Annotated in this window: 24 protein-coding genes; 17 read left to right on the top strand and 7 right to left on the bottom strand. The window is 65.5% G+C overall.

Features of this window, described 5'->3' with window-relative positions:
* Positions 1-54: 54 nt before the first annotated feature.
* The 5 genes from CAL22_RS11360 to CAL22_RS11340 all read left to right on the top strand — a co-directional run bounded on the left by CAL22_RS11360 (position 55) and on the right by CAL22_RS11340 (position 4067).
* The gene (locus CAL22_RS11360) at positions 55-819 is read left to right on the top strand and encodes an ABC transporter ATP-binding protein (RefSeq protein ID WP_094813172.1); all 765 of its coding nucleotides are present in this window, start codon (positions 55-57) and stop codon (positions 817-819) included.
* Positions 820-870: 51 nt separating this feature from the next.
* A complete protein-coding gene (locus tag CAL22_RS11355) occupies positions 871-1869 on the top strand; it encodes an ABC transporter substrate-binding protein (protein WP_094813170.1) in 999 nt (332 codons plus the stop codon).
* Positions 1870-1934: 65 nt separating this feature from the next.
* Complete coding sequence (locus CAL22_RS11350; RefSeq protein WP_432264301.1) at positions 1935-2633, top strand: ABC transporter permease; 699 nt, start codon at positions 1935-1937, stop codon at positions 2631-2633.
* Positions 2634-2637: 4 nt separating this feature from the next.
* The gene (locus CAL22_RS11345) at positions 2638-3432 is read left to right on the top strand and encodes a transporter substrate-binding domain-containing protein (protein ID WP_094813166.1); all 795 of its coding nucleotides are present in this window, start codon (positions 2638-2640) and stop codon (positions 3430-3432) included.
* 23 nt (positions 3433-3455) lie between these two features.
* On the top strand, positions 3456-4067 hold the full coding sequence (locus CAL22_RS11340) for an IMPACT family protein (RefSeq protein ID WP_094813164.1): 612 nt from the start codon (positions 3456-3458) through the stop codon (positions 4065-4067).
* 3 nt (positions 4068-4070) lie between these two features.
* On the opposite strand, the gene CAL22_RS11335 is transcribed toward CAL22_RS11340, so the two are convergent.
* The 3 genes from CAL22_RS11335 to CAL22_RS11325 all read right to left on the bottom strand — a co-directional run bounded on the left by CAL22_RS11335 (position 4071) and on the right by CAL22_RS11325 (position 7049).
* Entirely contained in the window at positions 4071-4454 is a 384-nt protein-coding gene (locus tag CAL22_RS11335; protein ID WP_094813162.1) for a thioredoxin family protein, read from the bottom strand.
* Positions 4455-4562: 108 nt separating this feature from the next.
* Positions 4563-5579 carry an LLM class flavin-dependent oxidoreductase gene (locus CAL22_RS11330; RefSeq protein WP_094813160.1) on the bottom strand — a complete coding sequence of 339 codons (1017 nt, stop codon included), beginning with the start codon at positions 5577-5579 and terminating at the stop codon, positions 4563-4565.
* A gap of 177 nt (positions 5580-5756) precedes the next feature.
* Complete coding sequence (locus CAL22_RS11325) at positions 5757-7049, bottom strand: NCS2 family permease (protein WP_094813158.1); 1293 nt, start codon at positions 7047-7049, stop codon at positions 5757-5759.
* An 85-nt stretch (positions 7050-7134) separates the two neighbouring features.
* On the opposite strand from CAL22_RS11325, the gene tsaD reads away from it, so the two are divergent.
* Positions 7135-8172 (top strand): tRNA (adenosine(37)-N6)-threonylcarbamoyltransferase complex transferase subunit TsaD, encoded by a 1038-nt coding sequence (gene tsaD / locus CAL22_RS11320; RefSeq protein ID WP_094813156.1) that lies wholly within the window; start codon positions 7135-7137, stop codon positions 8170-8172.
* A gap of 1 nt (position 8173) precedes the next feature.
* On the opposite strand, the gene CAL22_RS11315 is transcribed toward tsaD, so the two are convergent.
* The gene (locus CAL22_RS11315; RefSeq protein ID WP_094813154.1) at positions 8174-9076 is read right to left on the bottom strand and encodes a LysR substrate-binding domain-containing protein; all 903 of its coding nucleotides are present in this window, start codon (positions 9074-9076) and stop codon (positions 8174-8176) included.
* 113 nt (positions 9077-9189) lie between these two features.
* On the opposite strand from CAL22_RS11315, the gene CAL22_RS11310 reads away from it, so the two are divergent.
* Genes CAL22_RS11310 through CAL22_RS11295 form a run of 4 tightly spaced genes read left to right on the top strand, consistent with a single transcriptional unit; the run spans position 9190 to position 12177 of the window.
* Positions 9190-10056 carry an amidohydrolase family protein gene (locus CAL22_RS11310; RefSeq protein ID WP_094813152.1) on the top strand — a complete coding sequence of 289 codons (867 nt, stop codon included), beginning with the start codon at positions 9190-9192 and terminating at the stop codon, positions 10054-10056.
* Positions 10057-10086: 30 nt separating this feature from the next.
* Positions 10087-11046 (top strand): Bug family tripartite tricarboxylate transporter substrate binding protein, encoded by a 960-nt coding sequence (locus CAL22_RS11305; RefSeq protein WP_094813150.1) that lies wholly within the window; start codon positions 10087-10089, stop codon positions 11044-11046.
* Positions 11047-11050: 4 nt separating this feature from the next.
* Positions 11051-11584, top strand: coding sequence for a carboxymuconolactone decarboxylase family protein (locus tag CAL22_RS11300; RefSeq protein WP_094813148.1), 534 nt, complete (start codon positions 11051-11053; stop codon positions 11582-11584).
* Between the two features lie 14 nt (positions 11585-11598).
* A complete protein-coding gene (locus tag CAL22_RS11295) occupies positions 11599-12177 on the top strand; it encodes a DUF4286 family protein (protein WP_094813146.1) in 579 nt (192 codons plus the stop codon).
* Here CAL22_RS11295 and plsY read toward each other — a convergent pair.
* Positions 12174-12812 (bottom strand): glycerol-3-phosphate 1-O-acyltransferase PlsY, encoded by a 639-nt coding sequence (gene plsY, locus CAL22_RS11290; protein WP_094813144.1) that lies wholly within the window; start codon positions 12810-12812, stop codon positions 12174-12176. The two genes, CAL22_RS11295 and plsY, sit on opposite strands and share 4 nt — an antisense overlap.
* Before the next feature lie 163 nt (positions 12813-12975).
* Between plsY and surE the strand changes: the two genes are divergently transcribed.
* The 7 genes from surE (at position 12976) to rlmD (ending at position 19456) form a co-directional block, all read left to right on the top strand.
* Positions 12976-13734, top strand: a complete 759-nt coding sequence (surE, locus tag CAL22_RS11285; protein ID WP_094813142.1) for a 5'/3'-nucleotidase SurE — start codon at positions 12976-12978, stop codon at positions 13732-13734.
* Positions 13719-14516: a protein-L-isoaspartate(D-aspartate) O-methyltransferase gene (locus tag CAL22_RS11280; RefSeq protein ID WP_167383597.1), complete on the top strand. Its 798-nt coding sequence runs from the start codon at positions 13719-13721 to the stop codon at positions 14514-14516. The genes surE and CAL22_RS11280 overlap by 16 nt, the downstream gene beginning before the upstream one ends.
* Positions 14517-14533: 17 nt before the next feature.
* Complete coding sequence (locus tag CAL22_RS11275; RefSeq protein ID WP_094813140.1) at positions 14534-15400, top strand: peptidoglycan DD-metalloendopeptidase family protein; 867 nt, start codon at positions 14534-14536, stop codon at positions 15398-15400.
* Positions 15397-16176 (top strand): 3'-5' exonuclease, encoded by a 780-nt coding sequence (locus CAL22_RS11270; RefSeq protein ID WP_094813138.1) that lies wholly within the window; start codon positions 15397-15399, stop codon positions 16174-16176. The genes CAL22_RS11275 and CAL22_RS11270 overlap by 4 nt, the downstream gene beginning before the upstream one ends.
* A 117-nt stretch (positions 16177-16293) precedes the next feature.
* The gene (locus CAL22_RS11265) at positions 16294-16860 is read left to right on the top strand and encodes a periplasmic heavy metal sensor (protein WP_244193842.1); all 567 of its coding nucleotides are present in this window, start codon (positions 16294-16296) and stop codon (positions 16858-16860) included.
* Positions 16861-17152: 292 nt separating this feature from the next.
* Positions 17153-17905 carry a TorF family putative porin gene (locus CAL22_RS11260; protein ID WP_094813630.1) on the top strand — a complete coding sequence of 251 codons (753 nt, stop codon included), beginning with the start codon at positions 17153-17155 and terminating at the stop codon, positions 17903-17905.
* 147 nt (positions 17906-18052) lie between these two features.
* Complete coding sequence (gene rlmD, locus CAL22_RS11255) at positions 18053-19456, top strand: 23S rRNA (uracil(1939)-C(5))-methyltransferase RlmD (RefSeq protein ID WP_094813136.1); 1404 nt, start codon at positions 18053-18055, stop codon at positions 19454-19456.
* On the opposite strand, the gene cueR is transcribed toward rlmD, so the two are convergent.
* Both cueR and CAL22_RS11245 read right to left on the bottom strand, forming a co-directional pair.
* Positions 19453-19848 (bottom strand): Cu(I)-responsive transcriptional regulator, encoded by a 396-nt coding sequence (cueR, locus tag CAL22_RS11250; RefSeq protein ID WP_094813134.1) that lies wholly within the window; start codon positions 19846-19848, stop codon positions 19453-19455. The two genes, rlmD and cueR, sit on opposite strands and share 4 nt — an antisense overlap.
* On the bottom strand, positions 19845-22118 hold the full coding sequence (locus CAL22_RS11245; protein ID WP_094813628.1) for a heavy metal translocating P-type ATPase: 2274 nt from the start codon (positions 22116-22118) through the stop codon (positions 19845-19847). Before CAL22_RS11245 ends, cueR begins: the two co-directional genes overlap by 4 nt.
* Positions 22119-22188: the final 70 nt, after the last annotated feature.

Raw genomic sequence — 22188 nt, 5'->3', positions numbered from 1 at the left:
TATGGCTAATTGTTAGATTGTGAAGCAACCCGCCGTCCGGCGGCTGAGACGCTCATGAATCTGACTTTCGACCACGTTCACAAGCAATACGGCGACCTTCACGTCGTCGATGGCTTCAGCAGCGAATTCAAGACCGGGGAACTGGTCGCTCTGGTGGGGCCCTCCGGCTGCGGCAAGTCCACCTTGCTGCATCTGGCCGCCGGTCTGGAGACCGCCACGCAAGGACGGGTCCTGGCCGATGGGCAGCCCGTCGGCGGCCCGCACCCCAGCCGCACGCTGGTCTTCCAGGAGCACGCCCTCTATCCCTGGCTGACGCTGCTCGACAATGTCGCCTTGGCCCTGGAGTTCCAGAAAACACCCAAGCGCCAGGCGCGCGACGGCGCGCACGCCTGGCTGGCTCGCGTCGGGCTCACCGGTTTCGAGCACTACTATCCCCATCAAGTCTCCGGCGGCATGCGTCAGCGCGCCGCGCTGGCCCGCGCCTTTATCGCCCAGCCGCAGACCTTGCTGATGGATGAACCTTTCGGTGCGCTGGACGCGCTGACCCGCCTCAGCCTGCAGGATGTGCTGCGCCAGTTGATCCGCGAAGAAAAGCCGACCGTGCTGCTGGTCACGCATGATGTCGATGAAGCGCTGTTCCTGGCCGACCGCATCGTCGTTTTCTCGCCGCGCCCGGCGCGCGTGTTGCGCGAGTTCAATCTCGCCCATCGCGCCAAGACCCACGACCTGGCTGAGCTTGCCGGCGAGAAGCGTGAAATCCTGAGCCTGCTGGGCATTGCCGTGGGACATGACCACGGCTCCCAGGTGCTAGCTGCATAAATTATCGGGCCCGCCTGGCGCGCGCCCTTGTTCGCAATACTGGAGACCTAGATGAAGTTCAAGCAATGGTTGGCCCTGCCGTTGGCGGCCACGCTTCTGGCAGCCGCACCGGCCATGGCGGCCGAAAAGTTCCGCGTCGGCTATCTGCGCGTCATGGATGATGCGCAGGCCATCGTCGCTCAGGAAGGTGGCTACTATCAGAAGGCCGGCCTGGATTCGGAGCTGATCGAGTTCAAGTCGGGTACCGACCTGATCAAAGCCATCGTCGGCGGGCAGCTCGACATCGGCGTGCTCGGCTTTACCAATGCCGTGGCCTGGGCTTCCAAGGGCGCGGACCTGAAGGTCGTGGGCGGCGCGCAGCAGGGCTACCACTCGCTGTTGGTCCGTGACGACAGCGGCATCAAGGATATCGCTGGCCTGAAGGGCAAGACGCTGGCTTCGCAGGCCGAAGGCAGCACCGCGGACGTCGTGCTTAAGGGAGTCGTGCTCAAGGAAGGCAAGCTCGCCGACGGCGACGTCAACGTAATGGGTGTGAGCCCGGCCGTGGCGGTGCAATCGCTGGTGGGCAAGCGCGTGGATGCGGCTTTCCTCTTCGAACCCTATGACCGCATCGCGCAACTGATCGCGCCGGTCAAGCAGATCTATGAAGTGGGCCAATCCTGGCCGTTCCCGTGCATGGTCGTCATCACCTCGGGAGAGGTCCTGGCCAAGCGCAAGGATGACGTCTGGAAGGCGCTCGATGCCCAGAAGGCCGCCATCGACCTGCTGCAGAAAAAACCCGACGAAGCGTCCAAGCTCATCGCTTCCTATTTCATCGCCGAGCCTACGCTCAAGACGCTGGCGCGTGGCGAGCTGCCGCGTGAGACCGTCATCAGCGAAGCCATCCGCACGCAAGTGTTCACGCCAGCCCTGACCGACAAGGACACCAAGCGCATGCAGGAGATCGCCGATATTCTGCAGGCCCAAGGTTCGCTCAAGACGCGTGATGGCAAGCCTTACGATGTCTCGTCGATTGTCGATCTGTCCTGGCAAGAGGCGCGCAAACTTTGAGCTCCCGTGTGACGGGCGCGCGCAAGTACCTGGCCGGGGTACTTGGCGTGGCCTTTATCTTGTTGATGTGGCAGACGGCAGCCTGGGTGCTGCCGGACTTCCTGATGCCCGGCGTGCCCACGGTATTGGCGCGCCTGTACGAAGAGCTAGGCAAGAGCAGCTTTCATCAAGCGCTGCTCGGCACCTTGGCGCGGCTGGGCGCGGGCTACGGCCTGGCGCTGGTGGCCGGCATCGGCTTTGGGCTGGTGGCGGCCTTGCTCTATTTCTTCCGCGAGGTCCTGCGCAGCGCCATCGTCATCCTGCAGTCGATTCCCTCGATTGCCTGGGTGCCGCTCTTTCTCATCGTCATGGGCTTTGGCAGTACGCCCATCATCGTGGTGGTGGCCCTGTCGGCCTTCTTCCCGGCTGCGCTCAGCGTCATGAACGCCACCGAATCGGTGCAGCGTGTCCATGTCTCCGCGGCGCGCGTCATGGGCGCCTCGCCCTGGGGCCTGGTCAAGCGCGTCTATCTGCCGGCCGTCATGCCCGAGCTCATCACCGGCGCGCAACTGGCGTTCGGCAACGCCTGGCGGGCGCTGATTTCGGCGGAAATGCTGATCGGCTTTGGCAAGGGCCTGGGGCGTTCGCTGGCGTATTCCGGCGAGATCGCCGATATGACCGGTGTCATGACCAACATCCTGGTGATTGCCGTGCTGGCCGCGCTGATCGATCAGTTCGTGCTCGAGAACCTCAAGCACCGGCTGCTGCGCTATCAGTACGTCTGATGCGATGAAACGCGCCTGGCTGTCGTCGCTCTGGATAGCCGCTGCGCTATGCGGCCCGGCCGCGCAGGCGGAGCCGGTGTTCGCGCAGGCGCATGCGCGCGGTGAGCTGCGGGTGGGCATACCGGCGCTAGCCGCCGCGCCCGTGGCCGGCGCCAAAGTGCGTACGCCCGAAGGCTTGGCGCAACCCGCGGCTGCGCGCTTGGCCGCGCGGCTCGGCTTGCCCCTGGTCTTGGTGCAGGTGCCCGCCGCGCAGGCCCAGGCGGCGCTGGCCGAAGGCAAGGCCGATGTGGTTCTGGCCGAACGTGCCGACAACGACGCGCCGGAGCAGGGTTGGGTCAGCGCCCGCGTCACGCTGCAGCCCAAGGCCGTCATCCGCAGCGATACGCCGCTGCGCCGGTGGTCGCAGACCGAAGGCATGCGTGTCTGCATGGCGCAAACCAATCAACGGGCGCAGGCCCTGGCCCAGGCGCATCATGCGCAGGTCCAGCCTTATCGCGCTCCTTCCGACGCCTTGGTGGCGGTGCGCGAGGGCCAGTGCGACATTGCCTTGATCGATGACGCGGTGTGGGCGGCGCTGATGCGCTTTCCGGAATGGCGCAAGTTCTCCTCGACCTTGCCGCCGGACGGTCCGCGCGCCGAACTGGGTTGGGTTGCGGCCGCGCCGGACACGCGCTGGCTGCAGAATGAGATGCGCAGTTGGCAGGCGACCGGCGCCTGGGCCGCCATGAGCGCCAAATGGGCGCGGGACGTCGCCTTCGACGTCTATCTGGATCAGGAAGTGCCCGACTGCCACGGCTGAGCCGGGCGCTACAATCGCGGCGTATGCCGCAGACTCTCGCCGCCGCCTGTTCCTTCCAGGAAGACATCAAGAAAAGCCGCTTTGCCGCGCACGCCACCCCCGTGGATAGCGTGGCCGAAGCCATGGCCTTTTTCGCGGCGTTCAGCGTGGCCGAGGCCACCCACAACTGCTGGGCCTACCGTATCGGCAATGAATACCGCTACAACGATGATGGCGAGCCCGGCGGCACGGCCGGCCGCCCCATTCTGCAAGCCATAGACGGGCAGGGTCTGGATCGCGTGGCGGTACTCGTGGTGCGTTGGTTCGGCGGCGTCAAATTGGGGGCGGGCGGCCTGGTGCGGGCCTATGGCGGCTGCGCCGCGAACTGCCTGCGGGCCGGGCAGTATCTGGACATCATCCCCACCGTTCAGGTCCGGTGCCGCTGCGGCTTTGCCGAGCAGCCCGTGCTGCGCGCGCGGCTTGCGGCGGCGGGGGCGCAGATCCTGGCCGAAGATTACGACGCAGCGGGCGTGGCGTTTGTGCTGGAAATGCCCGCCGTGGCGCAGGATGGCCTGGCGCGCGTGGTGGCCAATATCACGCGCGGCCAATCCGGTTGGGAAGTGCTGCAGCCGCCCGAGGCGGCTGCACAGGCTTAACGCTCAGGCTTCGTCGCCTTCAGCTTTTTCCTGGGCTTCGGCGATGTCGCGATGCACTTGGGCCATGTCCACTTCCTTGACCTTGCCCAGCAGCTCTTCGAGCTGGCCGGCGCTCAGGGCGCCCGGTTGCGAGAACAGCAGCACTTTTTCACGGAACACCATCAGCGTCGGAATCGAGCGGATGCCCAGCGCGCCGGCCAGCTCCTGTTCGACATCCGTGTTGACCTTGGCGAAGGTGACATCGGTGTGCTTCTCGGCGGCTTGCTCGAACACGGGGGCAAAGCCGCGGCACGGGCCGCACCACGGCGCCCAGAAGTCAATGATGAGGGTGCCATCCGGCGTGATGGCGTCTTGGAAAGAATCTTTGGTGAGTTCGACGATGCTCATGGCGTAGTCCTTGCCGGGTGCCGGCGTTGGGGGCGGGTTTCACCCAGTTTGCGCGATTGGTGATCGCGATTCAAGCGCGGGTCCGCGCGCGCGGCCCGGCCGGTTGTGTCAGGCGGCGCGGCCCAGGCCGTCGCCTTGCTTCAGCCCAGCCACAATTTCGTAAGAGCGCAGCCGGTCTTCATGGCGGTAGAAATCCGAGACAATCATGACTTCGTCGGCCTCGGTGCGGGCCACGATGTCCTCCAGCTTGCGCTTGACCGTATCGGGCCCGCCCACGATGGCCGCGCCCAGCTTCTGCTCCACCGCGGCACGCTCCCATTCGTTCCAATGCCCATCCATGGTGTCGACCGGGGGCTGTAGCGGCAGGCGATTGCCGCGGATGAGCGACAGAAACTTCAATTGCTGCGTGGTCGACAGGAAGCGGGCTTCCTCATCGGTGGGCGCGGCCACGACCGGCACACCGATCATGGAATAAGGGCGGGCGAGCGTGGCCGAGGGCTTGAACAGATGCCGATACAAGCGCATGGCCGCCATGCCTTCGGGCGAGAAATGGCCCGCGAATGAAAAGGGCAGGCCCAGTTCGGCGGCCATGCGGGCCGAGAAGTCGCTCGAACCGAGCAGCCAGATCGGGACGTCCAGCCCGGCGCCGGGAATCGCGCGCACGGCCTGGCCCGGCCGCTCCGGGGCCAGGTAAGCCCGCAGTTCCTGCACCAGCTCGGGAAACTCCAGGCCACTGCGCGGCCCGCGCCGCAGCGCCTGCTGGGTAGCGCCGTCGCTGCCGGGCGCGCGGCCCAGGCCCAGATCGATACGGCCTGGATACAAGCTTTCCAGCGTGCCGAACTGTTCGGCGATGATGAGCGGCGCATGATTGGGCAGCATGATGCCGCCCGAACCCACGCGCAGCGTGCGCGTCTGGCTGGCCACCAGACCGATGAGCACGGCCGTGGCGCTGCTGGCGACCCCGGTGATGTTGTGGTGCTCGGCCAGCCAGAAGCGCCGATAACCCAGGCGCTCGACGTGCTGCGCCAGATCCACCGTGTTGCGGAACGCATCCGCCGGCGTACAGCCTTGCACGATAGGGGCGAGATCGAGAACCGAAAAAGGGATGTTGGCCAATGCACTCATGGATATCACTCCGTCTTCATGCCGGCAGCGCGCCCGCTATGAATATTCAAATGTCTATATGAGGAGTGTATCGGCCTTTTCAAGCAAAGGTCCGAGCAACCTTGCTATCGGGCGGGTCGATAGCCTGAGGGTATCGACCCGATTGGCCCCGGGGCGCTCGCCCGGGGCGGGCGCCGTTTAATCGGGGAAAAAGGCGTAACGGATCACGAATAGCGCCGCGACCAGCCAGGTCGCGGGATGCACGCTGCGAATCCGCCCGGTAAAGGCCTTGAGCACGACATAGCTGATGAAACCGAAAGCCAGGCCGTTGGCGATGGAATAAGTAAACGGCATGATCAGCGCGGTCAGCGCCGCCGGGGTCGCCTCGGAGACATCATCCCAATCGATATCGACCAGCTCGCGCATCATCAGCCCGGCCACATACAGCAGGGCAGGGGCGGTGGCGTAAGCCGGCACGGAGCTGGCCAGCGGCGAAATGAACAGGGCGGCCAGAAACAGCAGCGCCACGACCAACGCCGTCATGCCGGTGCGGCCTCCAGCCTGCACGCCCGAGGCGCTTTCGACAAACGCCGTGGTGCTGCTGGTGCCCAGGACCGACCCGGCCACGATGGCGGTGCTGTCGGCGAACAGGGCGCGGCCCAGGCGATTGGGGCGGTCTTCGGGCACCAGGCCCGCGCGCTTGGCCACCCCCATGAGCGTTCCGGTGGCGTCGAACACTTCCACCAGCACGAACACCAGAATCACATGCACCAGGCCGCTATGCAGCGCGCCCATCACATCGAGCTTCATAAAGGTCGGCGCCAGGCTGGGCGGCGGCGAGAACACACCCCGGAATTCGTTGTATCCCAGCGCCATGGACAGCACCGTCACGACCAGAATGCCGATCAGGATGGCGCCGCGCACACGCAGCGCATCGAGCACCGCAATGATGAAAAAACCCAGGATGGCGAACAGCGGGGCGTGGCCGCGCAGGTCGCCCAGCGTGACCTTGGTGACCGGGTGCGGCACGACGATGCCCGCGCTCGACAGCGCGATGATCGCCAGAAACAGGCCGATACCGGCAGCAATCGCGCTGCGCAGCGAGTGCGGAATGCCGCGTATCAACCAGGCGCGGATGCCGGAAATGGTCAGGATCAGGAAAATGACGCCCGAGATGAACACCGCCCCGAGGGCCTGCTCCCAGGTGTAGCCCATGGTCTTGACCACGGTAAAAGCGAAAAACGCATTCAGGCCCATGCCTGGCGCCATGCCGATGGGCCAGTTGGCCACCAGCGCCATGATCAGCGAACCGAGCGCCGCGGCCAGGCAGGTGGCCACGAAAACCGCGTTGCGATCCATCCCGGTCGAGGACAGGATGTCGGGGTTGACGAAAATGATGTACGACATCGTCAGGAAGGTCGTCAGCCCGGCGATGAGCTCGGTCTTGGCCGATGTGCCATGCTCGCGCAGTTTGAAAAGCTTCTCCAGCATTATTATTCCCGGTAGCGTGCGGATTTGAGAAAAACGCGGCCTCCCCGCGCATGGCGTATTTTGGCACCGTGTAAACTCCAGGGCCATGATTATTCTCGGTTTTGAAAGCTCCTGTGATGAAACGGGCGTGGCCGCCGTTTGCACCCAGCGCGGCCTGCTGGCCCACGCCTTGCACTCGCAAATCGCCATGCACCAGGAGTATGGCGGCGTGGTGCCGGAACTCGCTTCGCGCGACCACATCCGCCGGATTGTCCCCCTCACGCGTGAGGTGCTGGAGCGCGCCGGTCTGCAGCGCAGCGACATTGGCGCGGTCGCCTATACCGCTGGCCCGGGTCTGGCAGGCGCATTGCTGGTGGGCGCCAGCGTGGCGCAATCGCTGGCCTGGTCGCTGGGCTTGCCCGCCATCCCCATTCATCACCTCGAAGGCCATCTGCTCTCGCCCTTGCTGGCGGACCCGCGGCCAGACTTCCCCTTCGTCGCCTTGCTCGTCTCCGGCGGCCATACTCAGCTCATGCGGGTCGACGGGGTAGGGCGCTACACCCTCCTGGGCGAGACGCTGGACGATGCGGCGGGCGAGGCGTTCGACAAATCGGCCAAGCTGATGGGCCTGGGCTATCCCGGCGGGCCGGCGCTATCGCGTCTGGCCGAGCAGGGGGATGCCGCCCGCTTCGATCTGCCGCGCCCCATGCTGCATAGCGGCGATCTGGATTTCAGCTTCAGCGGCCTGAAGACCGCTGTCCTCACCCGCGTAAAAGCCGCCACGCAACAGGGCGCGCTGGACGAGCAGACCCGCGCCGATCTGGCTGCGGCCACGCAAGCGGCCATCATCGAGGTGCTGGCAGCCAAGTCCATTCGCGCGCTCAAGGAAACCGGTTTGCGCCGTCTGGTGGTGGCCGGCGGCGTCGGCGCCAACAAGCTGCTGCGTCAGCGCTTGGGTGAGGTCTTGCCGCGCATGAAAGCCACGGCCTATTTCCCGCCGCTGGAGCTATGCACCGATAACGGCGCCATGATCGCCTTTGCCGCGGCCGAGCGCGTCAAGGCAGGTCTGGTCGACCTGAAAGAAGGCGACCACGCCTTCACCGTGCGTCCGCGCTGGGATCTGGACGAACTGCGGGCGGCCTGACCTAGGCTTGCTGCCGATAGAGAAAGGCCTGCAGATCCATGCCGCGCAGCAGCCGGGCCGTGGCTTCGGCCAGCCGGGTGGCCGGACGCTGCCGCGGCGTGGCCAGCACCAGTTGATTACGTATGAGGCTGGATTCGATGTGGCAGACGGCCAGCGCGCCGTCGTCCAGGACGGCCGACCGCGGCAGGATCGCGCAAGCCTGGCCTTGCGAAGCCAGTTCGACGATGGTCTGCACGGCATCGACCTCGGTCACCACATTCAGCCTCACGCCATGCCGGCGGCACACGCCTTCGACGAGCGTGCGGATGGCGTTGGGCAGGCTGGGCAGAATCAATGGGATATCGCTTAGCGCCGTCAACGGCATGTGCTCGGGCAGTGGCGGCTGGCGCAGGCGCGGCGCCACCAGCACGAGCTCTTCGCGCAGCAACAGCTCCGTGGCCAATTGCGGCGTGGCAGGGGGGTCGTAGAGCAGGGCGAGATCCACCCGGCCCGAAAGCAGCCATTCGCGCATCTGCGCCGACAGCCCTTCGGCCACGGTGATGGCGGCTTGTGGAAACGCCTGATGGAAGGCCGCCACCAGCGGCGGGGTGAGCACGCGTGCGATGCGCGGGGGCAAGCCCACCACCACTTTGCCGCTGGGCGAAGCGCGCAGACCGCGCAGATCCTCGCGCGCCCGCGCCGCCAGCGCCAGCAGGCCGCGCGCGTGGCCCAGAAACCGCAGGCCGGCCTCGGTGGGCTCCACGCCCCGGCCATTGCGATACAGCAGATGCTGCTCGAGCTCCAGTTCCAGCAATCGCACCTGGCGGCTGAGGGTCGGCTGGGCCACGTCCAGGGCCTCGGCCGCGCGCGAAAAACTGCGCCGTTCGGCCACGTTGACGAAATATTCGATCTGTTTGAGGTCCATCAGAGAGGGGCGGGATATAGGTATAGATAAAAAGCATAACTGAAATCATCGATATAGCGTTGTTAGGCGGTCTTGGGGCGCGCAATATGCCTGCTTTGCTACTTGGGCCCACCATGCCGGATTGCCTGCCCCCGCTCGAACATCCCCGTCGTCCCAGCCAGGCCTTGCCGCCGGGAGCTTGGGACACGCATTGCCACGTCTTCGGGCCGCCGGAGCGTTTCCCTTATGCCGAGGGCCGCAGCTATACGCCCCCGGATGCGCCCTTTGAGCGTCTGGCGGCCTTGCACCGCCATATCGGCGTGAAGCACGCTGTCGTGGTGCAGGCGGCATGCCATGGCGCCGACCATCGAGCCTTGCTCGACGCCCTGGCGCAATCGCAAGGTCGCTATCGCGGGGTGGCCGTCATCGCGCCGGATATTCCGCAGGCCGAGCTCCTGGCCATGCATGCAGCAGGCGTGCGAGGCGCGCGCCTGAACTTCGTCCCTCACCTGGGGACGCCGCCCGACGCGGCGACCGTGCTGGCGTTGGCTGACCGCATCGCTCCCCTGGGCTGGCACCTGTGCCTGCATGTCGACGGCGCCAGCCTGCCGGGCCTGCTGCCCTTGCTCAAGCGGCTGCCGCTGCCTTATGTGGTGGATCACATGGGGCGTGTGCAAGCGGCGCGCGGGCTGGACGATCCCGCCTTTCGCGGCCTGCTGAGCCTGGCTGCCGAACCGGCCGCCTGGGTCAAGATTTCCGGCATCGATCGCATCAGCCAGGGCAAACGGCCCTTCCATGATGGTCTGCCTTTCATGCGCGCGCTGGCCGACGCCATGCCGCAGCGTCTGCTCTGGGGCAGCGACTGGCCTCACCCGAATGTGCGCGGCGACATGCCCGATGACGGCGAGGTGGTCGACGCATTGTTTCTCGCCGTGCCCGACGCCGCCCTGCGGCACCGGATTCTTGTCGATAACCCAGCCCAGTTGTACGAATTCGCCTGACCTGATTTCATTCCTATAACGGAGACAAATATGAAAAAGTCTTTTCTCGCCTGCGCCCTGGCGCTGTGCGCTACGCTGGGCATGGTGCCCGCGCATGCCGAACAACCCGTGCGTCTGATCGTGGCGTTTCCGCCGGGGGGCCCGGTCGATCTGGTCGGCCGCGTGCTGGCCGAGCGCTTGGGCAAGGAGCTGGGCCGCCAGGTCATCGTCGAGAACAAGGCGGGCGCCAATGGCAACATCGGCGCGGCTTTCGTGGCCAAGGCGCCGGCCGACGGGTCGGTGCTCTTCCTGACCAGTGTGGGGGCGGTCGCCATCAGCCCGGCGCTGTACAAGGATCTGCCCTATAACCCCAAGGACGATTTCGCGCCGGTCTCGCTGGTCGTCAACAACGCGACGGTCTTTGTGGTCAATCCCGCCAATCCGGCCAAGGATGCGGCCGATTTCGTGCAGCGCTCCAAGGCGGGCACGCAATCCGTGGCGGTGGGCTCTTCCGGCGTGGGCAGCATCCCGCACCTGACGCTCGAAATGTTCTCCGATGCCAGCCACGCCAACGTGCTGCATGTGCCGTACAAGGGCGCGGCCCCCGTCATCAACGACGTGATGGGCAATCAGGTCGCCGGCTTCTTTGGCGATGTCCCGGGCCTGATCGGCCATATCCAGGGTGGCAAACTCAAGGCGCTGGGCGTGGCCGCGCCCACGCGCCACCCGCTGTTGCCGCAAGTGCCCACGCTGGCAGAGCAAGGCATCGCGGGGGTCGAGTCCAACAACTGGTATGGTCTGCTGGCGCCTGCCGCCACCCCGCCCGAAACCGTGGCCAAACTGAACCAGGCCGTGCGCACCGCCCTGGAGGACAGCAACACGCGCCAGCGTCTGCAGGCCTTTGGCGCCGAGCCCGCGCCATCCACGCCCGAGGCTTTTGCCGCCCTGATCCAGACCGACCGCCAGAAATGGTCCTCGCTGATCGAGCGCAAACAGATCAAACCGGAGTAATCATATGAGCGAAGTTTCCCGCCTGGCGCCGGTGGCGCCGGGGTCCCGCGCCGAACTGGCCCCGCTGGAGGCCCGCATTCAGGCTGCGCGCGGCCGAATTTCACCCTTGTACCAGGTGCTGCTCAATAGCGCGCCCATTTGCGAGGGCTGGGAGGCGATGCTCAGCGCGGTGCGCAATCGCAACTCCTTGCCGGCGCGGCTGCGTGAGCTGGTCATCCTGCGGGTGGCCATCCTCAATCGCGCGCCCTACGAGTTCGAGGCCCATGTCCCGCATGCGCTGGCCGCGGGGGTGAGCCCGGAAACCGTGCAAGCCTTGCGTGCCCATCCGGCGCCGGCGGCGGTGCCGGGCCTGGTGGCTGGCGAAGCCGAGGCGCTCGCCTATACCGATGCCATGACGCGCGATATCGAGGTGCCCGATGCGGTGTTCGATCCCTTGCGCGCGCACTTCAGCGAGCAGGGCCTGCTCGATCTGACCGCCACGGCGGCCGCCTACAACATGGTTTCCCGCTTGCTGGTCGCGCTGCGGGTAGGCCACTGATCGGGAGCACACACATGTCGATGCAAACCCTTTTGTTGCGCATCATGGGCCAGGCGCTCGATGAGGCCGCCGCGCAGGATCTGCGCGGCCATATGCTGGCCGCCTGCCCGCAGGCGCGCGTGGAGATCCATGTCGCCGTCGATGCGCAGGCCGAATTCACCTATGTTTATTGCAGTTCGGCCTCGCCGCAGGGCCTGGCGGCCATGCGTGCCCTGGTCGACGAACGCTATCCCGGCGCGCAGACGCGCGTGCTGGACCTGCTCACGGATCTGGCCGGGCGCTCGGACGGGCAGGGTAGCGGCTGGCACTATGTGGTCGAGACCGATGTCCTGCCGGAGATGGAAGCCGATTTCAATGCCTGGTACGAGCAAGAACATTTGCCCGGTCTGGCGTCGGTGCCGGGCACGGTGCAGGCGCGCCGCTGGCGCTGCCACGATGGCAGCCCCCGCTACCATGCGGCTTACGAGCTCGTCACGCCCGAGACGTTCGGCAGCGAACCCTGGCTCGCGGTGCGCGGCAGCGACTGGAGCTCGCGGGTGCGGCCGGCCTTTCGCAATACCCGGCGCACCATGTTCCGCAAACTGGCGGGTTAGGCCTTCTTGCTGCCGATGCGGCTTTCCTTGCCCTTGAGCAAGCGGTCGATATTGGCGCTGTGGCGGTAAAAGAGCAGGGCGCTGATGGCCACCAGTGCGACGGCGGTCGGGGCGTTCATCGTCCAGGCGATCCCACCGCCGAAGAAGTAATACACCGGTGCGAAAAAGGCCGCGACCAACGCGGCCAGCGACGAATAACGCGAGAACACCGCCACGATCAGCCACGTGGCCACGGTGGCCAGCGCCAGCCAGGGGCTGACCGCGAACAGCACGCCCAGCGCCGTGGCCACGCCTTTGCCGCCCTTGAATCCCAGAAACACCGGATAGAGATGGCCCAGAAACACCGCCAGCATCACCAGCGCGTACACCACGGGTGACAGACCCGGGGCCAGTTTGACGGCCAGCCAGATGGCGAACCAGCCTTTGGCCGCATCGCCCAGCAGGGTCAGGGCGGCGGCAAGCTTGTTGCCGGTGCGCAGGACGTTGGTGGCGCCCGGATTCTTGGAACCGTAGCTGCGCGGGTCTTGCAGCCCCATCAGCTTGCTGACGACCACCGCGAAAGGGATGGAGCCGATCAGATAGGCCAGCACGATGAGAAGTACGGCAAACAACGGCGTGGGCTCGGTCAGAACCATGGCGTATCTATCCCTTTGATGGGCGGCGCCAGGGCGCCGCGAATGTTGTGGGTGGCGATTCTACCCCGCCGGCCACGGCTGTCCACCCGGTCTTGCGCCGATTGTCATCGCTCTAACTGTACAATCGCAACCTGTCGGCCGTTGGCCGCCTTGCGGAGATGTGATGCGTATTCTGGTTTCCAATGACGATGGCTATAACGCTCCCGGACTGGAAGCGCTGGTCGACGCGCTCTCAGGCCTGGGCGAGCTGACGGTGGTCGCCCCGGAAACCAATCATAGCGGCGCCTCCAATTCGCTCACACTGAACCGTCCGCTGACGGTGCGCACCGCCGCCAACGGCTTCATCTATGTTAATGGCACGCCTTCCGATTGCGTGCACGTCGCCCTGACGGGCCTGATGGACGCGCGGCCCGATCTGGTCGTCTCCGGCATCAATAACGGCGCCAATATGGGCGACGACACCCTCTACTCGGGCACCGTGGCCGCGGCCAGCGAAGGTTATCTCTTCGGCATACCCGCCATCGCCTTCTCGCTGGTGGAAAAGGGGTGGGCGCATATCGAGTCGGCCGCCCGCGCCGCGCGCCGCGTGGTCGAGCGTCAGATCGCCGAGCCGCTGGCCGCTCCCGTGCTGATCAATGTCAACATCCCCAGCCGGCCCTACGAAGACATGCGCGGCCTGCGCGTCACCCGGCTGGGCAAACGCCACCCTTCGGAACCCGTGGTGCGCACCACCACGCCTTACGGCGATACGGTGTATTGGATCGGGCCGGTGGGCCTGGCTGCCGACGCCACCCCGGGCACGGACTTTCACGCCATTGCCGAAGGGGCGGTGTCATTGACGCCGCTGCGGCTGGACCTGACACAACACGCCCAGCTCGATCTGGTCGGCCAATGGGCGAGCCCCCTATGCGCAAGCCTGTAGGCCCCAAGGACGGCGCTGGCGGGTATTCGCGCCAGGGCCTGGCGCCCGGCTACACCCCGGCCAACAGCAACACCCGGATCTCGGCGGCCACGCTGCAGCGCCCGCAACCGCTCAAACCGGCCGCCGGGCCCGCCAATCTGGGCCTGAATTCCGACCGCTTGCGTCAAGCCATGGTGCAGCGCCTGCGCCAGCAGGGAATCAGCGACGACCGCGTGCTTGACGCGATGGCTGTCGTGCCGCGCCACATGTTCGTCGACGAGGCGTTGGCCAGCCGCGCCTACGAAGACGCGGCCTTACCCATCGGGCACTCCCAGACCATTTCTCAGCCCTGGGTGGTGGCGCGCATGATTGCCGCGGTCTGCGAAGGGCGCACGCCGACGCGCGTGCTGGAAGTCGGTGCGGGCTGCGGTTATCAATCCGCCGTGCTGGCGCAGTTCGTGCGCGAAGTTCATGCCGTCGAGCGCATCCGCGGCTTGTACGAATTGGCGCGCACCAATCTGCGCGCGTTAAAGCTCACCACACGTGTGCGGCTGATCTATGGCGATGGCATGCAAGGCGTTGCGGGTGTGGCGCCATTCGATGCTATTGTTGTGGCTGCCGCCGGCCTGGCCATTCCCCAGGCGTTATTGAACCAATTGGCGCCAGGCGGCCGATTGATCGCGCCCGAGGGCTCGACCAGTCAGCGGCTGGTACTCATCGAACGAACCGGCACCGCAAGCTGGAAACGCACGGAGCTTGAGGCAGTGCGGTTCGTTCCCTTAAAGCCAGGAATACAATCTTGAGCAAACAGGAGATTCGTATGCTCAACGGGCAGTTGTCACTGACCGGGACTTTTTCCATGAATAAGATGATTATGCGCCGCCCCGTGCGTTGGGCTGGCGTTCTGGGTCTGATCGCCCTGGCGGGTTGCGCCGGCAAGAGCACGCGCGCCCCGGTGGTCGACCTCACCAATCAGCCGGCTTCGAGCGCCACGGTCACGCCGGGCAGCTACGTCGTCAAGCCAGGCGACACCTTGTTCAAGATCGCGCGCGCCAACAACGCCGACATCGAGACCATCAAGCGCCTGAACAATCTGTCCGATCCCAACCAGATCCACGTGGGGCAGGTGCTCAAGCTTTCAGGCGGCAGCAGCAATGCGCAGCCGCAGCCGATTACCGGCGGCAAGATTCCGGCCAAGCCGCTCGATGGGCCGGACGCCGGCACGACGGGCACCGACTCCGGCGGCACCACGCCGGCCACGCCCGTCACGCCGCCGCCCACGCCGGTCGAAACCAAGCCGGTGGCGCGTGCCGCGGATGCCGGGGTGATCAACTGGGGTTGGCCCTCCTCCGGGCAGATCCAGCAGGCCTTCAACGCCAACAGCAAGGGCATCGACATCGCCGGCAACCCAGGTGATCCGGTCGTGGCCGCCGCCGATGGCAAGGTCATGTACAGCGGCAATGGTGTGCGGGGTCTGGGGAATCTGATCATCATCAATCACCAGAACGGCTTCATCACCGCCTATGCGCACAATCGCGCGCTGCTGGTCAAGACCGGTCAGGACGTCAAGCGCGGCGCCAAAATCGCCGAGTTGGGCCAAACCGACACCAATGCGCCCAAGCTGCATTTCGAAATCCGGCGCCAGGGCACGCCCGTCGATCCCATGCAGTATCTGCCTGCCCGATGACACCCACCCTGGTTTTCGACCTCGAAACCCTGCCTGATGTCGCCGGCTTGCGCCGGCTGCATGGTTGGGGCGCCGATGTCAGCGATCTCGACGTCGCCGAGCGCGCTTTCGCGGCGCGCCGCGAAGCCGTTGGCCATGATTTTCTGCCGTTGCATCTGCAGCGTGTGGCGGTGGTCGGCTGTGTCTTTCGCGATGACCAGGGCTTTCGGGTCAAGACGCTGGGCCAGCCCGATGATCCCGAAGCCGCGCTGCTGGCCGGCTTTTTCAAGACCATCGAGCGTTACACGCCCAAGCTCGTCAGCTGGAATGGTTCGGGCTTTGATCTTCCCGTGCTGCATTACCGCAGCCTCATCCATGGGGTGCCCGCACCCCGCTACTGGGATTGGGGCGACGAGGATCGCGACTTCAAGTACAACAACTACCTGAGCCGCTATCACACCCGTCACCTCGATCTCATGGACGTGCTGGCCAAGTACAACGGCCGCGCCAACGCCCCGCTCGACGAGCTGGCCAAGCTTTGCGGCTTTCCCGGCAAGCTCGGCATGGATGGCAGCAAAGTCTGGGAGGCCTGGAATCAAGGCCAGGCCGATGCCGTGCGAGCCTACTGCGAAACCGACGTCGTCAATACCTGGCTGGTCTATTGCCGCTTTCGCTTCCTGCGTGGCGAGCTGGACCATGCCGCCTACGATGCCGAGATCGCTCTGGTGCGCGAGACGCTGGCCGCCAGCGAAGCCCCGCACTGGAAAGAGTACCTGGCCGCCTGGGACGCGGCCTGACGGCGCCGGTTTGCCGGCAAGCAATCGACTGAAACATAGTCAGCCGCGCATGAAACCTGAATGAAATCCAGTGGCTCGCACAATGACCCTGCCTTCTTTCAATTCAGGAGTTCAAACATGTCCCGATCCGCTATTCGTACTTCGCTTGCCAGCCTCGCCATGGCGATTGCCGCCGGAGTGGCCGTTACGCCCGCGATCGCTGCCCCCGATGCGCCGCCGCCTCCGCCGGCAGCCGGGCAACCGCGCGGCCCCATGATGGATCGCGACGGCATGTGGATTCCGGGTCTGGGCCCGCTGTCCAAGGCCCAGGTCGAGTCCCTCAAGCTCGATGCCAAGCAACAGGCGCTGTTCGACAAAGCCCGTGACGCGTCGCGTCAAGCCATGGAGGCGCGCCGCCAATCGGGCCCCGCTCCGCACGAACTGCTCGAGGCTCAGCTCAACGCCGGCAAACTGGATCCCCATGCCCTGGCCGCGGAAGGCGACAAGCGCCGCGCCCAGTTCGAAGGCCAGGAAGCCGCGCTGCGCACGCAGTGGCTGGCGGTATGGGATAGCCTGAACGATGCTCAGCGTACGCAGGTCACGCAGATCGTCAAAGAGCGCGTCGCCAAGATGAAGGAACATCACGGCAAGCGTGGCGAGCATCGCCCGGGCCGCCCGGCCCAACCCGCGCCGGCCGCTCAATAAGCCTTCCCGCTAGCCTGATCCACCCGGCCATATGGCCGGGTTTTTCTTTGGGCGCTCCATTTTGGGGCGTGCGCGGACGGCTTTCACCATGACAAGGCCAGGATGTCGTCCCCATTTATGTTGTGCACTGTGGTGGTGCGCGTCCGGGGGGCGGATATAGGGCAGGGGGCTTTCAAAAACCTGGCACGGAAAATGCTTCTGTGAGGATGCGCCGGTCAGACCACACGGTCGGCAGGACGGACGTTTAGCCGCTGGCGTCTGCCCCACCTCAATCGATCAGGATCCAGGAATGATGAAGAAGACCTTGCTTTCCCTGCCTTTGGCGATCAGTGCTCTCACCACTTTTCCCGCTCTGGCCGAGCCCACTGATCTGGGCGCAGGCTTTGCCCTGAGCGGAAATGCTGCCATTGTCAGCGACTACCGTTTCCGCGGCTATTCGCAGACGGATTTTCGCCCCGCCGCTCAGGTCGGTTTCGATTTGACCCACAGCTCGGGCTTCTACCTGGGTAACTGGAACTCCAACGTTTCCAATTTCGTGTTCACCGACGGCAACCTGGAGATGGACTTCTACGGTGGCTGGAAAGGCGACATCGGCAACGGCTGGGGGCTGGACGTCGGGGCCTTGCACTATTACTACCCGGGCTCCAGTTCGCCCAAGGGCGGTAACTACAACAACACCGATCTTTATGTGGGCGTGAGCTATGGCAACTACTCGTTGAAGTATTCCTACACCCCCAGCGACTTCTTCAGCACGCCCGACAGCAAAGGCACGTGGTACCTGGATGGCACCGCCAACTTCGATCTGGGCGATGGTTGGGGTCTGGTGGGCCACCTCGGCTACCAAAAGCTCAAAAACCAGGTCAATATGAATGGCGACTCGCTAGGCCATTATGTGGACTACAAGGTCGGTGTGACCAAGGACGTCAAGGGCTGGGTGTTCGGCCTGGCCGCGGTGGGTGCCAGCAAGGACAACTGGCTGCCCACCAAGTATGGCCACCCCTCGGGCCGTCTTGGCGCCGTGTTTTCGGTGGCACGCACTTTCTGATTGCTTGCGGGTCAAGGACGGGGCGGCTCCGGCGAGGGGCTGCCCCGTTTTGCTATCCGGGGCTTGCGCTTTGACCGGCGCCCGTAGGAGTGAAAAAGCCCTCTCTATTACAATGCTCGGCTGCCTTAGAATCTGGACGCTTGCGAGATGGTCGACGAAGTTCTGAATATCGAGTCCCTGGACCTTGAAGCCCGGGGCATTGCCCGCCGCGATGGCAAAGTGGTCTTCGTGGAGGGGGCGTTGCCCGGCGAGCGCGTGCGCGCCGCCACCGTGCGCAAAAAACCCTCTTATGAAATCGCCCGCGTCGAGACGGTGCTCAAACCGTCGGCGCAACGGGTGCAGCCGCGCTGCCCGCATTTCGGCGTCTGTGGCGGCTGTGTCATGCAGCACCTGGAGCCCACCTCTCAGGTCGCCATCAAGCAGCGCGCGCTGGAAGACACGTTCTGGCATGTCGGCAAGTTGCGGCCGCAACGCGTGTTGCCGCCGCTGCATGGCCCCACCTGGGGCTATCGCTATCGCGCCCGCCTGTCGGTGCGTGTGGTGGCCAAAAAGGGCGGTGTGCTGGTGGGATTTCATGAGCGCAAAAGCAGCTACGTCGCCGACATGCGTGAGTGCCACGTCCTGCCGCCCCATGTGAGCGCGTTGTTGCTGCCGCTGCGCGCGATGATCGCCTCGATGTCGCATCCCGACCGCATGCCGCAGATCGAAGTCGCCCTGGGTGACGGCGTCACGGCGCTGGTTCTGCGTCACCTCGAACCGCTCAACGATCACGACATCGCCATTCTGCGCGAATTCGCGCAGCGGCATGAGGTGCAATGGTGGCTGCAACCCAAGGGCCCGGATACCGTGCACGCCCTGGATCCCGCGCATGCGGACGCGCTGGCGTACACCATGCCCGAGTTCGGCTTGCGCATGCCTTACCGGCCGACCGACTTCACGCAGGTCAATCACGCGATTAACCGCGCCATGGTTTCGCGTGCCCTGACCCTGCTGGATGTCCAGCCGACCGACCGCGTGGCCGATCTGTTTTGCGGGCTGGGCAATTTCACGTTGCCGCTGGCGACCCAGGGGCGCGAGGCGGTCGGGGTGGAAGGCAGCAAGGCCTTGACCGACCGCGCCATGGAGGCCGCGCTGCGGCATGGTTTGTCCGCCACCACGAGTTTCGCCACGCTCAATCTCTTCGAGGTGGATGTCTCCTGGTTGCGCGGGCTGGGCTATTTCGACCGCATGCTGATCGATCCGCCGCGCGAAGGCGCGCAAGCCGTGGCGCAGGCGCTGGCGCTGCTCGCGCCTGCCGAGCGCCCCTGCCGCATCGTCTACGTCTCCTGTAACCCGGGTACGCTGGCGCGCGACGCGTCCATCATGGTTCACGAAGGCGGCTATGTGCTCAAGGCCGCCGGAGTGATCAATATGTTCCCGCACACCGGGCACGTCGAGTCCATCGCGGTGTTCGAGTCCTTGCCCGCAGAGCAAGTGCTGCAGGCGCAGGAGCAGGCGCGCGTGAAAGCCGAGCTCGCGCTTTTGGCTGCTGCGCAGAGCGAAGCCGCCTAAGTCTTGGTCAGGCTCAGGTCGGCGATGATGGGACAGTCTGGCCTGTCATCGCCATGGCAGTGGCGCGCCAGATGCTTGAGCGTATTGGCCATTTCCTTGAGCTCGGCGACTTTGCGTTCGAGCTCGGCCACGTGTTGCAGGGCGATGCGTTTGACGTCGGCGCTGGCGCGGCTGCGGTCGCGCCACAACGCCAGCAACTCATGCATCTGTTCGACGGAAAACCCCAGATTGCGCGCGCGCCGGATAAAACGCAGCGTGTGCAGGTCCTCCGGGCCATAACGCCGGTAGCCCGCCTCGTTGCGCGCGGCCGGATTGATCAGGCCTATGCTTTCGTAATAGCGGATCATCTTGGCGGAAATGCCGGTTGCCGCGGCAGCTTGGCCGATATTCATGCCTGGTCTCCCATAGGACGTAAGGTTTTGAGTCGCAGGGCATTGCCCAGCACGAAGACGCTGGACAAGGCCATGGCGCCTGCGGCGAAAATCGGCGAGAGCAAAACACCGAATGCCGGGTAGAGCGCACCGGCGGCCACCGGAATGAGCGCAGCGTTGTAAGCAAACGCCCAAAACAGGTTCTGGCGGATGTTGCGCATGGTGGCTTGGCTGATCGCCACCGCGTTGGGCACGCCGCGCAAATCGTCCGCCATCAGCACGACGGACGCGGCCTCGATGGCCACGTCGGTGCCGCTGCCAATGGCGATGCCGACGTCGGCGGCTGCCAGCGCCGGGGCATCGTTGATGCCGTCACCCACGAAAGCCACCTTGCCGTGCGCGGTCCGCAACGCTTCCAGAGCCTGCACTTTGCCATCGGGCAGGACTTCGGCATGGACCTCGTCGATACCCAACTCGCGCGCCACGGCCGCGGCAGTGTGCGGGTTGTCGCCCGTAATCATGGCGGTGCGCACCCCGAGCCGATGCAGGGCGTCCAGTGCGGGGCGGGCCGAGGGTTTGATCGGATCCGCAATCCCCATCATGGCCACGGCTTTGCCATCGGCGGCCACATAAATGGGCGTCTTGCCAGCCTCGCCCCACTGGCGCGCCAGTTCGCCAAAGCCCGAGACATCCACGCCTTCGGCCTGCATGAGCCGCGCCGCGCCGGAGACAATGACATGGCCTTGCACGTTGGCGCGCACACCCGCACCGGTGATGGCTTCAAAACCGTCGGCGGCCGGCAGGCTCAGGCCCTGCGCTTGCGCGGCGGTGACGATGGCGTGGGCAATGGGGTGCTCGGAATGGGTTTGCACCGCGGCCAGCCAGGCCAGCACGGTAGAACGCTCCATGCCGTCAGCGGTCTGGATGTCGGTGAGCGTGGGCTTGCCCAGCGTCAGTGTGCCGGTCTTGTCGAAGGCCACCAGCCGCACCTCGCGCAGGCTCTGCAGCGCATCGCCCTGGCGAAACAACACGCCCAGTTCGGCGGCGCGGCCGGTGCCGACCATGATGGACGTCGGCGTGGCCAAGCCCATGGCGCAGGGGCAGGCGATGATGAGGACCGCCACGGCGGCCACCAGGGCATGGCTCAGGACGGGCGTGGGACCCCAGATCAGCCAGGCCAGGAAGGTGAGGGTGGCCGCCGCCATGACGGCCGGCACGAACCAGCCTGTGACTTGATCAACCAGGGCCTGGATGGGCAGACGGGCGCCCTGGGCGTTTTCCACCATGCGAATGATGCGGGCCAGTACGGTGTCCGCACCGGTGTGCGTGACGCGCAGATTGAAGCTGCCCGAGGTGTTGAGCGTGCCGCCGGTGGCCTTGGCGCCCGCCTGCTTTTCCACCGGCAAGGGTTCGCCCGTCAGCATCGACTCATCCACATACGAGTGGCCTTCGATGATCTCGCCGTCGACCGGGATTTTTTCGCCCGGACGCACCATAACGACATCGCCTGTGCGCACGCTTTCGATGGGGATGTCGACGGTCTGGCCATCGCGCAGGACACGCGCGGTACGCGGTTGCAGTCCGATCAGGCGTTGGATGGCCGCGCCGGTCTTGCCCTTGGCGCGTGCTTCGAGCATGCGGCCCAGCAGGATGAGGGTGACGATGACGGCGGCGGCCTCGAAGTACACGTTGCGCGCCGCCTCGGGCAGCCAGTGGGGCGCGAAAAGGGCGACCACCGAATAGGCCCAGGCCGCGCCCGATCCCAGCGCCACCAGCGAATTCATCTCAGGCGCGCGCCGGGCCAGGGCCGCGAACCCTTTGGTGAAAAATGCCCGGCCTGGGCCGAGCAGCACCAGGGTGGTGAGCACGAACTGCAGCATCCAGCTCGTTTGCTGCCCTATGGTGTGCATCACCCAGCGATGCATGGGGCCGAACAGATGCGAGCCCATTTCCAGAATGAATACGGGCAGCGTCAAGGCGAGGGACCAGCAAAAGGCGCGCTTTAACTGGCGGGCTTCGGCGGCGCGCTGGTCGGCCAGCGCCTCGGCATGGTGGTCATCGGCAGTCAGGGGCCGCGCCTCATAGCCCACCCGGGCCACGGCGGCGACCAGGGCTTGCGGATCCGCGTCCTGAAGCTCGACCTGAGCGGTCTCGGTGGCGAGATTGACATTGGCCTGGGTCACGCCAGGCACGGCCGCCAGCGCATTCTGGACCCGCTTGACGCAGGACGCGCAGCTCATGCCCTCAATGGCGAGTTCGACATGGCCAGAAGCAAGCGTGGATGAAGTCATGATGGGCGATTCCATTAGTCTGCGTTGACGCCAGTCTGGTCCTTCCCATGGTGGGAAGGTCAATCGCTAT

This window comes from Bordetella genomosp. 12, from assembly GCF_002261355.1.
Taxonomy (GTDB): Bacteria; Pseudomonadota; Gammaproteobacteria; order Burkholderiales; family Burkholderiaceae_B; genus Bordetella.
The sequence above is the reverse complement of the archived record's forward strand: the minus strand, read 5'-3'. Positions and strand labels throughout refer to the sequence as shown.